This is a genomic window from Peribacillus sp. GL_122, from assembly GCF_057835005.1.
In genome coordinates this window covers 4,775,630-4,792,474 of sequence record NZ_CM174415.1, presented here as the reverse complement: position 1 = coordinate 4,792,474, position 16,845 = coordinate 4,775,630, and the positions used below count along the sequence as shown (strand labels likewise).

The 16,845-nt window shown below is 45.6% G+C and carries 11 protein-coding genes; all 11 read left to right on the top strand.

All coding sequences use genetic code 11. The features are described from left to right. The first annotated feature begins 159 nt into the window (after positions 1–159). The gene (locus tag AC3ISB_RS23185; protein ID WP_489274546.1) at positions 160–1,716 is read left to right on the top strand and encodes a glutathione ABC transporter substrate-binding protein; all 1,557 of its coding nucleotides are present in this window, start codon (positions 160–162) and stop codon (positions 1,714–1,716) included. A 66-nt stretch (positions 1,717–1,782) separates the two neighbouring features. After that, entirely contained in the window at positions 1,783–3,291 is a 1,509-nt protein-coding gene (locus tag AC3ISB_RS23180) for an amidohydrolase family protein (protein WP_141994081.1), read from the top strand. Position 3,292: 1 nt separating this feature from the next. Further along, the gene (locus tag AC3ISB_RS23175) at positions 3,293–4,792 is read left to right on the top strand and encodes a chlorohydrolase family protein (RefSeq protein ID WP_480339574.1); all 1,500 of its coding nucleotides are present in this window, start codon (positions 3,293–3,295) and stop codon (positions 4,790–4,792) included. A 100-nt stretch (positions 4,793–4,892) separates the two neighbouring features. After that, positions 4,893–6,458 carry a glutathione ABC transporter substrate-binding protein gene (locus tag AC3ISB_RS23170; protein ID WP_489274545.1) on the top strand — a complete coding sequence of 522 codons (1,566 nt, stop codon included), beginning with the start codon at positions 4,893–4,895 and terminating at the stop codon, positions 6,456–6,458. A 165-nt stretch (positions 6,459–6,623) separates the two neighbouring features. Further along, on the top strand, positions 6,624–7,871 hold the full coding sequence (locus tag AC3ISB_RS23165; protein ID WP_489274543.1) for an amidohydrolase family protein: 1,248 nt from the start codon (positions 6,624–6,626) through the stop codon (positions 7,869–7,871). Between the two features lie 24 nt (positions 7,872–7,895). Further along, positions 7,896–9,146: an amidohydrolase family protein gene (locus AC3ISB_RS23160; protein WP_489274541.1), complete on the top strand. Its 1,251-nt coding sequence runs from the start codon at positions 7,896–7,898 to the stop codon at positions 9,144–9,146. A gap of 28 nt (positions 9,147–9,174) precedes the next feature. After that, positions 9,175–10,422 (top strand): amidohydrolase, encoded by a 1,248-nt coding sequence (locus AC3ISB_RS23155; protein WP_489274539.1) that lies wholly within the window; start codon positions 9,175–9,177, stop codon positions 10,420–10,422. Positions 10,423–10,879: 457 nt separating this feature from the next. Continuing rightward, positions 10,880–12,175 carry a uracil/xanthine transporter gene (locus AC3ISB_RS23150; RefSeq protein WP_489274537.1) on the top strand — a complete coding sequence of 432 codons (1,296 nt, stop codon included), beginning with the start codon at positions 10,880–10,882 and terminating at the stop codon, positions 12,173–12,175. A gap of 335 nt (positions 12,176–12,510) precedes the next feature. After that, the gene (locus tag AC3ISB_RS23145; RefSeq protein ID WP_489274535.1) at positions 12,511–12,786 is read left to right on the top strand and encodes a heterocycloanthracin/sonorensin family bacteriocin; all 276 of its coding nucleotides are present in this window, start codon (positions 12,511–12,513) and stop codon (positions 12,784–12,786) included. A 152-nt stretch (positions 12,787–12,938) separates the two neighbouring features. Continuing rightward, complete coding sequence (locus AC3ISB_RS23140) at positions 12,939–14,888, top strand: putative thiazole-containing bacteriocin maturation protein (RefSeq protein ID WP_489274533.1); 1,950 nt, start codon at positions 12,939–12,941, stop codon at positions 14,886–14,888. Beyond that, positions 14,885–16,828: a TOMM precursor leader peptide-binding protein gene (locus AC3ISB_RS23135; protein ID WP_489274531.1), complete on the top strand. Its 1,944-nt coding sequence runs from the start codon at positions 14,885–14,887 to the stop codon at positions 16,826–16,828. The genes AC3ISB_RS23140 and AC3ISB_RS23135 overlap by 4 nt, the downstream gene beginning before the upstream one ends. Positions 16,829–16,845 lie beyond the last annotated feature (17 nt).

The following is a 16,845-nucleotide window of genomic DNA, read 5'->3' as shown; positions in this document are numbered from 1 at the left end:
AAATATGATGCGGAAAAGCAGTAAAGATAATTAAAAAATGAGTAAAGATTCTGAAAATATAAAATTTCATTTTTTTTTATAATTTACAGTAAGCCCGATGTACTCATAGCTGAAAGTTACTTGGAGAAACAAAGGGAGGATGAAAAGGGAGGAAATAGAATGAGAAAAGGTATGATTGGGTTGCTTTTTGCCTCTTTATTAGGCATCTCATCCGTTTTATCAGGATGTGCAACAGAACAAACCGGCAGCAAGGAAACAGAGGAAAAAGCGGAAGAAGGAGGAACGCTGATCGTCGCGCGATTATCTGACGCGACTACCCTGGACCCTCATTTCATAACAGACATTCCATCTGCAAACGTCATTTATGAAAAGGTTTATCAAACATTGGTCATTCCTGACAAAAACATGAATCCTAAACCGCTGCTCGCAAAAGAGTGGAAACAGCTGGATGATGTCACTTGGGAGTTTAAATTGCAGGAGGGAGTCAAATTCCATGATGGGGCCCCATTCAATGCCGAAGCGGTGAAAACAAATTTCGACAGGATACTGGACCCGGCAACAGCTTCGCCGCAGGCTGGTAAATTGGAAATGATCAAAGAAATTAAAGTCGTTGACGAAACGACAGTACAATTCAAGCTGAAATATCCTTATGCTCCGCTGTTATCGATTTTAGTGAGTAATGAAGGAAGCATCATCAGCCCTAAAGCGATTAAGGAAAATAGTGACAAATTGGCACAAAACCCCGTTGGTACAGGGCCATTCGTTTTTAAATCGTGGAAGCCTGGTGAAGAAATCACACTTTCGAAAAACAAGGATTACTGGGGAGATAAGCCTAAGATCGATGGGGTGGTATTCAAGGTTGTCCCTGAAGATGCCACGAGGATTGCGATGATTGAAACGGGTGAAGCACATGTGACAGATCAAGTGCCAGTTACCGAGATTGATAGGATCGAAGCGTCGGGCACGATGGATTTATATCGCACGGAGGGACTTGCAGTTGAATACTTAAGCTTCAATGTTAAGAAAAAACCTTTTGATGATGTACGGGTCCGTAAGGCGGTCGCTCATGCCATCGAGGTCGATTCCATTATCAAAGGGGTTTATAACGACGTCGGTACGAGGGCGAATTCGACAATGAGCCCAAAGGTGTTTGGTTATGATCCGGATATAAAAGGCTACGACTACGATATTAATGAATCGAAGAAGCTCTTGACTGAAGCAGGGGTCAAGGATGGTTTGGAGTTTACATTGACGACGAGTGATCGTAAGGAAAGGATCAATATGGCCGAGGTGATTCAATCCCAGTTAAAAGGAATTGGAATCAAGGTCAAGATTCAAGTCCTTGAGTATGGGGCTTACATTGACGCGACAGCCAAGGGCGAGCACCAGGTAGCGATAGGCGGCTGGGGCAATGCCACCGGGGATGGAGATTATAATCAATTCAATCTTTTCAATAGCAAATCCCAAGGTGCTGCAGGAAATAGTTCATTCTACAGCAACCCGGAAGTGGATAAATTGATTGAAAATGCACGTAAAGAATCGGATGGCGATAAACGTAAGGAACTATATTCCAAGGCACAAGCAATTGAAAGGGAAGAAGTTCCATATGTTCCTATCCGTAACTATGAACACCTGGCCGTATATGGCGAAACGGTTAAAGGACTTTGGCTGAATCCGGCAAATTATTTAATGCTTGATGACGTAACCGTGAAGTAGGAATTCATCACAAAAGGAAGGCAGCATAAGGATGTTATGCTGTCTTCTCAATTAGGAGGGAAAAATATGATAGATTTACTGCTAATCCATGGGACCGTGATAACCATGGATCAAAACAGGAGAATTCTGCCGGATGGCGCCGTCGCCATACATCAAGGAAGGATTTTAGCCGTTGATTCCACCGAAAATCTGAAATTGCAGTATGAGGCTGTAAAAGTCATCGATTGCAGCCATCAATGCATATTGCCGGGGTTGATAGATGTTCATGGTCATGGGGGACATTCCATGTTCAAAACGATCGCAATGGAGAATATTGATTTTTGGATGCCCATCATGACGAATGCGTACAAGCATTTTGTTACAGATGACTTTTGGTATTACGAAGGAAAGCTATCCTCACTTGAGAGATTAAAGGCGGGAGTGACAACTGGGGTGAGCGTGTTAGGATCCATGCCGCGGTCCGATGAACCGATTTTTGCCATCAATCATGCAAAAGCATACGCCGAAGTGGGGATCAGGGAAGTGGTATGCACGGGTCCTTGCAACCCCCCATGGCCCCATTCGTTCAGCCGGTGGATTGACGGAAAGAGAGTGGTAAAGGAAGTTTCTTATGAAGAAGTGCTACAGGGGGCGGAAGCTGTAATCGAGGCGCTGAACCATGCGAATGAAGACCGCACGAGAGCCTTCATTACACCATTTGTCATCGTGACATCCGTGGATCCCTCGAATCCCACATCTCCTGACAGGCTTTATGGGCTGACTGATCATGACCTTTATCAAGCGAAGAAAATAAGGGAGATTGCCAGGAAATATAACACACGCATTCACTCTGATGCCTTTGGCGGAATGATTCATTTAGCGATACAGGATAAGGAAAATGCCCTATTGGGTCCAGATGTCCATTTACAGCACTGTCGGGGCATTTCCTTCGATGAGGCAAGAATACTGGCAGAAACAGGTACCAACGTCAGTGCATCACCTGGATTTGGCCAGGTTCATGCCCGTACCCCGATAACTGAATTATTGGAGATGGGTGCAACTGTGGCAATCTCCACGGATGGGACTTCCCCTTCCACAAGTTTCGATATGTTTCAGGCAATGAGGAAAACACAGTTTGTTCACCAGGCAGCGCTTAGGGACTACTATTATTTACCGCCAGGCAAGCTTTTGGAAATGATCACGATAGATGCTGCGAAATGCATTGGCTGGGATGATGAAATAGGCTCCATTGAGATCGGGAAAAAAGCGGATGTCATTACGGTCAATCTGCATCAGCCTCATCTGACCCCTGAATTCATGCATGTACACAGGCTTGTATTTCAAGCAGTGGCGAATGATGTGGAGCATGTCATCGTGGATGGGAAATTGATCATGGAAGGGAGGAATGTACGGACGGTCCATGAAAGTACAGTGCTTGATGAAGCGAATGAGGAGGCCTTTTCAACGATAAAGCGTGCGGGGCTCGAAAAGTATATGCAACCGACGAAATATTTCTGGGGCCATGCCAGGGCATATGTAGATGAAAAGCGATATGACGAAAGAGAAGACGCTGCCGCAATGGTGAAAGGGGAATAAGATGAAAACCAAGCTTAAAGGAAGATATGTAATTGGGTATGATGGATGCGATCATGTCATTTTGGAAAACGCAGAAATCATTTATGAAAAAGACACGATTCTGTATGTCGGAAAAAATTATCCAGAAGAAGTGGACGAGGTAATGGATGCCGGTAACGCCATTATCAGTCCCGGGTTCATAGATTTAAATGCATTAGGGGACATTGACCATGATATTTTACATTTTGAAGCCGATGCCGACAGACAGAAAAACCTTCTCTGGTCAGAGAATTATATAAAAAGCGGACATCCTGAATTAATGACCGAGGAAGAAGAAGCTTTTAAATCACTATATGCTTATTCACAACTCATCCTTCATGGCGTGACGACGGCGATGCCCATTACTTCCGTTTTTTATAAAAGCTGGGCAGAAACCTATGATGAATTGGCAGCTGCGGCAGAACATGCAGCTGGATTGGGGTTAAGGATTTACCTTGGTCCGAGTTTCCAATCAGGAATGAGAGTCGTCCAGCCTACCGGGAATATTAAACTACATTGGGATGAAAAAGCCGGGGAAGCGGGATTAAGGAAAGCGGTCGAGTTTGTAGAAAAATTCGATGGAGCTTATGAAGGCATGGTCAGAGGGATGCTTGCCCCAGAACGTATAGAGTCCCAAACGGCAGATCAATTAAAGCAGATTAAATATTACAGCGAAAAATTGGACGTACCGATAAAGCTGCATGCTGCACAAGGAAGTTTTGAATTCAACACCATCTGGAAAGCCCATCAAGTTACACCGATCAGATATTTGTACGACCTTGGCTTTCTCGGTCCAAGAACAGGGATCCCGCATGCCCACTTTGTTTCAGGATATAGTAAAGCGAAATATGGACAGGGTGATGACTTGGCGCTGCTTGCTGAAACGAATACAACGGTGATTCATTGCCCTCTGATCATTGGGAGGCATGGGGAGGCGTTAGAATCTTTTGCTAAATATAAACGGGCTGGGATCAATATCGCCCTTGGAACGGACACATTCCCTCCTGATATGTTCCAGAATGTCAGGACAGGCAGCATGCTCTCACGGATGGTGGAAGGAGAAACGGAAGGCTCTGTCTATGCCGATTTCTTTCGGTCAGCCACAATTGATGCGGCCGCTTTTCTTGGTAGGAACGATTTAGGACGCATCGCAGCGGGGGCCAAGGCGGATATCATCGCGATTGACTTGGACAGTTTTCATATGGGGGTAATCGATGATCCCATTCGAACCATGTTCGTAAGCGGGTCTGGAAGGGACGTTAAATTATCCATCATAAATGGAAAGGTAGTCATGAAGGATCAAATAATCCCCAATCTGGATTTAACGGAAATCAAATATAAGGGACAACAATATTATAAGAAGATGAGAAGAGGATATATGGAAAGAGATTATCAGGAGCTTCCCGAGAAAGAATTGTTTAAGCCATCATTCAAGGTCGTGGAATCGTTAAGCGAGACGGAAGCGATTTATGACAACAAGTAAAGAAAATGAAAAACATAGTAAAGATATTCGAAATAAGTAGTCAGAATATTTCCTATAATTAGATAAATGTTCGAAAAATGAAATTGGGAGGTAGAAGACCATGGGGTTAAAACGTGGGACAGGTAAGCTTTTTCTAGTCATGATCATGGCTATCATCATTACGGGCTGTTCTTCTAAAAATGACGTAAACACAACGGCAAGTGATCCGAACCGGGCATCAAACAAAGGGGGGACATTGGTCATTGCCCGCTTATCCGACGCTGAGAATTTGGATCAGCAGTTCATGTCCACGATTAACGCCGCTAGCGTCACTCACCATAAAGTCTATGAAGGTCTTGTACAACGGGATGAGAATAGTGAGATACAGCCAATGCTAGCAGAAAAATGGAAGCAAATAAATGACACGACCTGGGAATTCAAGCTTAGGGAAGATGTAAAGTTTCATGATGGCACGCCATTTAATGCAGACGCAGTAAAAAAGACGTTTGATCGACTATTGAATCCGTTGGTAGCTTCTCCCAGGGCAGTAGTGTTCGAAATGGTAAAAGAGGTGAAACCGGTTGATGAATTTACCGTGCAATTCATTTTAAAGGAGCCATTTTCCCCTCTCCTTTCCATATTGGCGAATCACGAAGGCGGAATCATCAGTCCGAAAACGATTGAAAAGTATGGCAAAAAGATCATCCAGGAACCGAATGGAACCGGTCCTTTCGTTTTTGATTCATGGTCCCCAGGCCAGGAAATCACATTGACGAAAAACGACAGCTATTGGGGAGACGAGCCAAAAGTGGACAAGGTCATCTTCAAGGTCGTCCCGGAAGACTCCACGAGGATATCGATGATTGAAACCGGTGAAGCGCAAATCGCAGAGCCTCTTCCTGTAGCTGTCATGGACCAGGTTGAATCTTCACCGGCAATGGATGTTTACCGCAGTGAAGGGTATGGTACCGAATATTTAGGTTTCAATGTCAATAAAGAACCGTTCAATGATGTAAGGGTCCGTAAAGCCATCGCCCATGCCATTGAAATGGACTCGATCATCAAGGGTGTCTTTAATAATGTGGGAGTGAAGGCGAACTCCTTGATGGGCTCTAAAGTATTCGGTTACAACGAAGATCTCGAAGCCTATGATTACAACCTGAAGGAAGCGAAGAAACTGATGGCCGAAGCTGGATATTCAGAAGGCTTGGATGCAACCATCCTGACAATGGACAGTAAAGAAAGAGTTAACTTGGCCGAGGTCCTGCAATCCCAACTAAAAGGTATCGGGATTAATTTGAAGGTGCAGGTGATGGAGTACGGTTCGTTCGTTGAACAAGTGAATAAAGGGCAATCGGAAATGTTCATCATCAGTTGGAGAAACGCGACCGGGGATGCCGATTATAATCAATATAATCTATTTCATACGGAATCACAGGGAGCGGCAGGGAATACATTCTTTTACAGTAATGAAAAGGTTGATCGTTTAATAGATGCCGCCAGGAAGGAAAAAGAAGAAGGGAAACGCAAAGAACTGTACGCAGAGGCACAGGAAATCGAGATGGGTGACACCCCGTATATTCCTGTAAGGGTCATAGAAAATGTTGCTGCAGTAGCTAAAGAAGTAAAAGGATTTTCAATCAGCCCTTCAGGTTATCTGGAAATAAATGAAGTAACGATAAAGTGATGGGGAAATAAGAAGAAAAGGTTCATCCATTAGGGTGAGTCTTTTTCTTTGGCACAATAAGTAAAAATAACATAAAAACGAGTAAAAATTCTGAAATTATTTGTTGATTTTTAGAACTATAATGAAAGTGATGCATATTCAATCTGGAGTGGAAGGGTGAGTTTAATGTCTCAATCGTATTGGTTGACGAATGTACGCTTGGAAAATGGTTTTACTTATAATGAAAATGAAACGATCACCGGCACTGAAACCGGAAATTACCACATCAAGATTGAAAATGGAAAAATATCCTCGATTTTATTAGCGAAGGAATCGATAACGGATCAGGATCCACAGCATGATGTTCACGGTCTCCTGATGGTTCCCTCGTTTAAGGAAATGCATATCCACATTGATAAAACCTACTATGGCGGTCCGTGGAAGGCTTGCATGCCTGCCATTAATGGCGTGAAAACCCGGATAGAAGAAGAGCAGGTCTTACTGCCAGAATTATTGCCTACTGCTAAAGTAAGAGCGGAAAAAATGCTGGATTTATTATTGGACTTCGGATCTACCCATATACGCACACATTGCAACATTGACCCCGTTATAGGTCTGAAAAACTTGGAAGCCACCATTCAGGCACTGGAAGGATATAAGGATAAATTGTCGTATGAAATCGTCGCATTCCCACAGCATGGACTATTACGCAGCAATTCCGTCGGTTTGATAAGGGAGGCCATGAAGAATGGCGCGAATCTGGTAGGCGGCGTGGATCCCGCCACCATTGATGAAAACATAGAGCGATCACTTGAAACAATCATGGATATCGCGGTTGAATATAATTCCGATATCGATGTCCATTTACATGATCCGGATCACCTTGGACTCTTCACGATGCAGCGCCTCGCTTCACTGACTGAGGACGCAGGCTGGCAAGGAAGGGTCACGGTTAGCCACGCAAGCGGTTTGGCAGATCTTTCAGTCCCGGAGGCAACAGGCATAGCCGAAAGGTTTTCGGAAACAGGAATATCGATTACATCCACAGTGCCGATCTTCAGAACGATTCCCATCCCCCTGCTTCATGAAAAAGGGGTGAAAGTCGAATTAGGTAATGACAGCATCACTGATCATTGGACACCCTTTGGCATCGGGGACAATCTGGAAAAGGCCGGTCGCCTTGCCGAGAGGTTTCGCATGATTGAAGAACGTTCCTTAGCGCAAAGCCTGCAATTCATAACAGGAGGGAAGACCCCATTAAACCAAGACGGGGTCAAGGCGTGGCCTAATGTCGGGGATGAGGCGAATATCGTGTTGCTTGATGCCAGTTGTTCTGCGGAAGCGGTGGCTAGAAGGGCAAAGCGTGCCGCTGTCATCTTCAGGGGCAATGTTGTTAGCGGATCTATTTCATCTTTTGAGACGACAGGTGTTTAATCTTCTTTTAAAGAGAGTGATTTGATGAATGAAGCATACTGGCTTACAAACGTTACACTTGATAGTGGATTTGTTTTTGAGAATGAACGAATTGATAGGACGAAGACAGCTGCATACAACATGTATATAAAAAATGGGATCATAAAGGAATTGCAATTGGCTTCAAGTATGCCTTTGAAAACGGATGATCCTGTTCACGACGCGGGAAAGCTGCTTGCACTTCCTCCTTTCAAGGAGATGCATAACCATCTTGACAAGACTTATTTAGGACTGCCATGGAAGTCATGCACTCCGGTTCCGAATTTAATCGAACGCTTAAAGTTAGAAGCAAAAGAGCTTGCTGAACTGGCTGAAACCGGTCGGCTCCGGGCTGAACGGATGCTTCAATTATTGTTAAGCGGCGGGGCGACGCATGTAAGGACGCATGTTAACATCGATCCATACATCGGTATGAAGAACTTGGAAGAGATTCAAAGCGCATTATATCGTTTCAAAGGGAAAATGACATACGAGATCGTAGCTTTCCCGCAGCATGGACTGCTAAGAACGAATTCAAAAGGGTTGATGAGACAAGCGATGAAAGAAGGAGCGTCTTTGGTGGGCGGCCTGGATCCTGGCGGCGTGGATAATAATATAGAAGCTTCCCTATTTGAAATGGTCGATTTAGCCGTTGAATTTGATGCAGATATTGATATTCATATACATGATCCCGGTCATTTAGGTTTATATACAATCAAGAAATTGGCTTCTTTGATCGATGAAGCAGGGTGGAAAAACAGAGCGGCCATCAGTCATGCTTTTGCACTTGGTGATGTTTCAATAGGAGAATCAAATGAACTGGCCAGTGAATTATCAAATCTGGGGGTAGCCATCATGTCTACAGTTCCGATCAACAGGGTCATTCCCCCGATTGATTCACTGCATGAAAAAGGTGTCCATGTTGCTCTCGGATGCGATGGCTTTTATGACTCCTGGTCCCCGTTCGGTACAGGAGATATGCTGGAAAAGGCTGGCCGATTGGCCGAGAGGTACAACTGGAAGGACGAGTATGCATTGTCCCAATCGCTCCAATTCATTACGGGAGGGGTCAAGACACTGGACCCTGAAGGAAATCGTTTATGGCCGCAAGTGGGAAATGACGCAAGTATGGTTTTTGTGGATGCATCATGTGCTGCCGAGGCGGTTGCCAGGAGATCGAAACGTGCTGCGGTTATGGTCAATGGAAATCTGGTTTACGGCGGACTCGATCGCGAATCTGCCTTGAAGTCGAATTGAAGGTCTATTTCAAGAAGGGATGAAGATCATGAACACAATCTATTGGTTAAAGAATGTTCGTTTGGAATGTGGTTACCGGAAAGAGAATGAAAGAGTTACAGGAACGATGACCGGGCTATTTCATCTGTTGATGGAGGATGGAAGGATCACGAAGATTGTCAAAGATGGGGAAGCCATACATGAAGATTTGCCTGTGGAAGATGCAAAAGGATTGCTGGCGTTACCATCCTTCATCGAAAAGCATGTTCATCTTGATAAGACACTGATGGGGGATGTTTGGAGAGCGTGCACTCCTTCTTCAAGTGTCATTGAACGCTTTGAAAATGAGAAGAGGGTTTTGCCTTCCATTGCAACAAGCACATGTAAACGTGCTGAATCTTTACTGGAAATCCTTTTAGCTTCTGGCTCTGCACATGTACGGACTCATGTTGATATTTATCCGGAAGTGGGATTGCAAAACTTAGAGCAGGTACAACAGGCGCTTGCTGGCTATTCTCATAGACTCAGTTCAGAAATCGTCGCATTTGCGCAGCACGGATTATTGCGGTCCGGTTCTGTCAAGCTTGTCAGGGAGGCATTGCGAAACGGAGCAGGAATTGTCGGGGCGGTGGATCCAGCCACAGTCGATAACAATATTGAAGCATCGCTGGTTCAATTGATGGATTTAGCAGTGGAAGCTAACGCTGATGTGGACTTGCATTTGCATGATCCAGGCCATCTGGGCACGTTCACAATGAAGCGTTTGGCAGCTCTGACCAAGCAGGCGGGCTGGGAAGGCAGGGTAGCATTAAGCCATGCTTTCGGTATCGGGGACGTATCCAGGGAAGAAGCCTATGATCTGGCTGACATTCTTAAGGATGCGGGGATTTCCATCGTCACCAGTGTCCCTATTAACAGGCAGATGCCCCCTGTCGATTTATTACATGAAAGAGGGGTTGAAGTATCAGTAGGAAATGATAATATCTTTGATGTATGGTCCCCTCTTGGGAATGGTGACATCTTGGAGAGAGCAGGAAGGCTCGCAGAACGTTTCAAATGGATTGATGAAGTCTCACTTTCCCGGACACTCGGGTATATAACCGGCGGAAAAACCCCGTTGGATGAAAAGGGTAACCAGGTATGGCCGAAAGCGGGAGATGCCGCAAGTCTGGTGTTAGTTGACGCAAGCTGTTCTGCAGAGGCAGTTGCCAGGCGTTCTGAACGTAAAGCGGTCATTTACAAAGGAAACTTGGTTTCCGGTTCACTATATAAACAAAAGCAGTCAATTGAACGGTAAGACTAAACCAAAAAGGATTTCTGGATACTTCCGGATTTCCTTTTTCGTTTTGGTTATGGAACGGCTTCCGCATCCATGTACTTTTACTTGCTTATGTTATATGCTGTGGAAGTGATTTTTTTCTATATTGGTTAAGGACTCCCTCCCATGTCATTATCGTTATTCCACCGAAATATTTTAAACGGACTGGCTTCTGCTTGTCCATTTGCCTTCCAGCCTTAGTCAAGCAAACAATTTAGCAGGGAGCCGCAGTCTTTGTTACTATTAATGGTAACGTTATCATTTCGCATGCGTCTGCAAAGGTCATCTGACCTTGATCATGTGTCCAGCAATGGCAGCTGACCATTCTGTAACCGCGTTTATTAGCATGGTGCTTTCCTATCGCCTTTTTCAAGGGAAGGGCAATTGAAATTCACCATGAGCTTCAAAAGTATCATGTTTAAAGGAGATGGAATCTATGAAAAGTTGGAGATCTTCTGTGACTCTATTTTCTTCTTTTCAATGGTTGTTTTTTATTTTTGCAAATACGGTAGTAGTGCCCATATCGATTGGAGCAGCTTTTGATCTTCCTCCCAATGTTACGGAAATGACCATGAGAAGCTCGCTCATTTTCACCGGGATCGCTTGCGTGTTTCAGGGGTGGAAGGGGCATAAGTATCCACTTATGGAAGGTCACTCCGGTCTATTGTGGGGAGTGATGCTGAATTTAGGGTTATCAGCACCATCAATAGGGCTCGGTTATGCAGAGGTAGGAGGGGGAATTGCTACTGGCCTCATTGCAGCTGGTGTCGTGACCCTCATTATTGCTGCCTTCAACCTGATTTCTTATGTTCAGAAGATTTTTACCCCAATGGTCATGACGGTTTATTTATTCCTTCTGACGTTCCAGCTCATCTTTGTCTTTTTCAAGGGGATGCTGGGGATTACGGAGAATGGGGAAATTAACATCCCGGTCAGTTTCCTATCAGTGGGGATTGTACTTTTAGTAAGTATATTAAAGATAAAAGGACCAAGGACCATAAGCAATTTCTCCATATTGATCGGGATTATGGTGGGATGGATTTTTTACGAGCTGCTATTTCCGGAGGCCGGGGGAGAAATGGGATCGACAGGTGCCGCTTTTTCACTTTTCCCATTAGGTGCTCCAAATCTGGAATTCGGGATCATAGCGATTTCCTTTTTTGCAGGATTGCTGAATTTGTGCAACACCTTCGCTTCCATTCAAGCCGCATCGGAATTAATCGGTGATGAAGCTGAACACAAGCAGTATCGTAATTCTTTATTCATGACTGGCGGTTTTACCATTTTCGCCCCGTTGCTTGGCCTTGTTCCGTATACACCTTTTACTTCATCCATCGGATTTTTGCAGAGCACTCAAATCTATGAGCGGAGGCCCTTCTTGCTTGGAGGCATGTTATTGACCATAATTGGGCTCATTCCTCCTTTCATCTCTTTCCTGGCCACCATGCCGATAACAGTCGGGAATGCAGTATTGTTCGTTGCTTACCTTCAGCTGTTCGGTACGGCTTTCAACAGCCTCAAGGGTCAGCATTTCACTTCAGACACGATATTCAGGCTTGCCGTACCAGTATTGATTGGAGTGAGCTTGATGAACATCCTGCCTAATGCATTTTCGAATGTTCCCACGCTTTTACAGCCATTTTTGACGAATGGGCTCATAATGGGCGTCTTGATATCAATCGTGCTGGAAAAATCGGTGAACTGGAATCGTTATGAACAGCTGCAGAACTAATATGACTTCGAAAGTAATGGCTATACATAAAGGATCCTCCTATTGAAATAAGGAAAACGGAAATGCCAAGTGACTTGTAAGAACTTAATTTAAGAGGCGATCAAGAAAACCGGAAGGGTGTTAACCTTCTGGTTTTCTGTTTTTTCAGTGATCATTCAGGTATTCATCGTAAACGGTCATTGCTGAAATTAGGCGCTATAATCAGTGGCATTACCCACTCCCCTGACATATTTTGTTGGAGGAAGTATTTGACGTGGTGTTAATTCCCTGACCATTTCGTTCAGATTTCCTGTTCTAAGCACTACCTTATAAATAATAAACGGAGGTTATATAAAATGTATGAATTTCAAAATCAATTGCAAAACCTTAATGTCGATGATTTCCAGGTAAGCCAGCCAATTCTTTGGGATCAAAACCAGTTCCAGCAAGGGTATTCTGCTGACGATTCCCGACTCTTTGGTTTCGGTTTTGGTTGTTTTGGTTGCCTTGGTTGCTTTATTGGGGGCTGTGGGTTCGGTCGTTGTGGAGGTTGCGGAGGTTGCGGTTTTCGTTGCGGAGGTTGTGGTCGCTGCGGAGGTTGCGGCGGTCGTTGCGGACGTTGCGGTCAATAAGGTTTCAGGTCTTATAAAGAAAAGTCCCTGCTTTGCTGCAGGGACTTTTCTTTATAGCATTAGACATAAGGGACAAATTGTCGTACATAGGATTAAAGTGAAGTGCTGTGCTAAAAGCAGTACTTAGAATGCATCGGGTTAGGAGGAGCGGAATGGTGAATTTGACCCCTTCTATGCGTTTGAAAGTGAAGAGAGATACGTTTTTTCTTCCGGAACCGAATAGAGGTGTGTATTTCAGGAATAACATAAGTTCGTTCCGTATGGAGGGCAGTTCGATCGTCCAGTGGATTGAAAAGCTATTACCGATGTTCAACGGGAACCATACATTAAGCGAGTTGACGGATGGATTGCCTGGCCCATACCGGAACAGGGTGATGGAAATTGCCGAGGTTTTGTACGGTAATGGGTTTGTACGGGATGTAAGTCAGGACAGTCCACATCAATTAAGGAATCAAGTACTTGAAAGGTATGCTTCACAAATCGAGTTCCTGGAAAGCTGCGGCGATTCCGGGGCGTACCGTTTTGAAACTTATCGAAAGAAAAAGGCGTTGGCTATAGGCTCTGGCCCATTGTTCCTTTCATTGGTGTCCTCGCTGATTGAATCCGGATTGCCCGCATTCCATATCTTCATTACGGACACGGTACCGACCAATAGAAAAAGATTGAAGGAAATCGTGGCGCATGCGCGTAAGACGGACGACGAGGTTTCCATAGGGGAGGTCGTGCTTGAAAAGGGAGAAGAGATTGAATGGCAGGAGATCGTGCAGCCTTTTGACTCAATTTTATATGTGTCACAAGAGGGTGATATAGAGGAGTTAAGAGAACTTCATTCGGTTTGCAGGCAAGGGAAAAAGATCCTGTTTCCTGCATTGATCATCAATCAAGTAGGCATGGCTGGTCCGCTTGTCCATCCGGATTCCAAGGGGTGTTGGGAGTCAGCTTGGCATCGTTTACATCAAGCTGAGCTGGAAAAGAATCAGGCACCATCTTCCTTTTCCGCCACGGCCGGAGCGATGTTGGCCAATATAATGGTATTCGAATGGTTTAAAGACGCTACAGGCGTTACGACAGCAGAACAATCCAATCATTTTTATCTGTTGGATATGGATACAATGGAGGGAAAATGGCATCCGTTCATTCCCCACCCGGGAGTGACGGGAAAAGGGACTGCTGCATGGATTGAAGATTTTGATCAGCGGCTTGAACAGAAAGCGGACCCGAGTGAGCCGGGGAAGGTGTTTATGTATTTCAGCCGGTTGACATCCTCGGAATCCGGGATCTTTCATCGTTGGGATGAGGGAGATTTAAAACAGCTGCCGTTGGCCCAATGCCGAGTTCAGGTTGTTGATCCGCTGTCGTCCGGTCCGGCCGAACTACTGCCAGAAATTATCCGTTCAGATCTGACGCATGAGGAAGCGAGAACGGAATCCGGTCTTTCAGGAGTTGAAGCATATGTATCCCGAACACTCAGCCAGCTCATTCCGACTCTTACACCGCTTCAGGGGGCAGACGATATAAAGGAATCGGTCGGTGTCGGAGCAGGGGAAACATTTGCTGAATGTGTTTGCCGTGGACTGCAAAGCTGTTTGGATAAAGAGTTTGACAATAAGCGGTTCAACCAGGAGAAACTCGTGTCGGTGCAGTTGGCTCAAGTGGAAGATGAACGCTGCAGGTATTATCTACAAGCGCTGACCCGGCTGCAAGGAGAGCCGATCATCGCGTTGGGTGAGGAAGTGTCCGGTTTCCCGGTAGTTTGGGCAGGAACGAGCGACGGCTGGTCCGGAGCTGTCGGTTTGAATGTAACGATCGCATTACGGAATGCCTTGCAGAAGGCCGTCATGAAAGTCCAAAACCAGACCGTTTGCTTAACAGCCCCAGGTATAGTGGCATCGCCTGTTCTTGAGGAAGAAAAGATGCCCCTGAATCTTGTGATTCCTTCTTGCGAGGTGAAAGGGAATTCCGAACTAGTACAGTCGGCCATTCAAGTTTTGAAGAAGAACAGTAAGCGAATTTGTGTTTTCGAATTAAATCTGGAACCTTTCTTGAAGGAAGAAATGGCAGGAGTGTTTGGGGTGTTTTTGCGAGAGGAGGAATCAGGGTGAAAACTGACGTATTGGTTGTCGGGGAAGGAGTGTTGGCCGACCATGTTCATGGGGACCTGTCCGGCCAATATCAGGTGAATCGCCAAACCGATTTTGAGGCAGGAATACCGCAAACGACGGCTATGGTCCTTCTGCTACAAGATGCCTGGAATCCAGCTGTCCATTTAAAGGCGGAAGAGGTGATAAGGCAAGCGGGAATTCCATGGCTGCGGGGGTTCGTATCATTTGGAGAGGGAGTGATAGGTCCGTTGGTGCGCCCGGATGTACCTGGCTGCTCACAGTGTGCGGACCAAAGGCATCTCATGGCCGGGCGTGATCGAAAAGAAATGTGGGAAATCCGCAAACAGCTGGAGGAAAATGGGGGGATAGATCGTGATGCGGCTGCATCACGCACAGGCCTTTTACAGATGGCCCACTTGATTTGTGCAGAGGTAAGGAAGGCGATGAAAGGAGAATGCGCCCGTTCGGAAGGGCGTGTATCAATCATCAACTTGAAAACGCTGAATGGCTCGTGGCACTCATTTTTACCAGATCCATTGTGTCCGGTTTGCTCAACATTACCTGATGACTCGAAGGAGCGTGCTAGGATTTCGTTGCAGCCAAGTCCGAAAATCAGTCCCGACAGTTACCGTACCCGTTCAATGGAAGAGCTGAATGAAGTTCTGGCCAAGGATTACTTGGACCATCGCACAGGTTTCTTGAATAATAAAATGATCGACCTTGTGCCGCCATTTGCCGATGTAAGTGTTAATTTGCCTTTATTCATAGGAGATGAGGGGGCGGCAGGCCGTACTCTCTCATATGCGGTCAGTGAGATGACTGCCATATTGGAGGGATTGGAAAGGTATTGCGGTATGGAGCCCCGCGGTAAACGGACAGTCATGCATGACAGTTACAACAACCTTAAAGATTTTGCGCTCGATCCGATCAGGATAGGGGTACACTCGAAGGAAAATTATGCACAGCGGGATTTCCCGTTTCAACCGTTTAATCCTTACCGCTCGATAGATTGGGTGTGGGGCCACTCATTTTTGCAAGAGCGGCCGATCTTGGTCCCGGAATTGCTTTCCTATTACAGCTTGGGCTGCGGTCATGGGTTTGTCTATGAAACTTCCAATGGCTGTGCTTTAGGGGGAAGTTTGGAGGAGGCCATTTTCTACGGCATCATGGAAGTGGTCGAACGTGATTCGTTTCTTCTGACCTGGTATGCGCAGCTGCCCCTCACACGCCTTGACCCATATTCTGCAAATGACAAAGAACTTGAGCTGATGATTGACAGGGCGAGGGCGGCAGGGGGGTATGATATCCATTTGTTTAATTCGACCATGGAACATGGTATCCCGAGTGTATGGGCGTTGGCTAAAAACAGGAAACAAAAAGGATTGAATATCATATGTGCGGCAGGGGCGCATCTGGACCCGATCCGGGCCGTGAAAAGCGCGGTCTTCGAGTTGGCTGGTATGATGCTGACACTTGACGATAAATTGGAAGAGAATCAGGATGAGGTTGAGAAAATGCTGCATGATTCTTCACTGGTACGGAAAATGGATGATCATGGCATGCTGTACGGTTTACCGCAAGCCGAAGAGCGACTGCAGTTTCTGCTAGATGATGACCGCCCGATGCGAACATTCGCTGAAGAATACGGGGAAAAGGTGAACCATCCGGACTTGACGGAAGATTTGCAGGAAATTCTTCAGGAGTTTCGCCGAATGCAACTCGAGGTGATTGTGGTGGATCAGACGACACCGGAAATTGCACGGAATGGATTACATTGCGTGAAAGTGCTGATACCGGGGATGCTGCCGATGACATTCGGCCATCATCTTACCCGCATAACGGGGCTTGAGAGAATACTGAGGGTTCCGATGGAACTTGGATATGCTGAACGGCCGCTTGAATTCGAACAGCTCAATCCGCATCCGCATCCTTTTCCATAAGCGGTGATTTAGGAGGT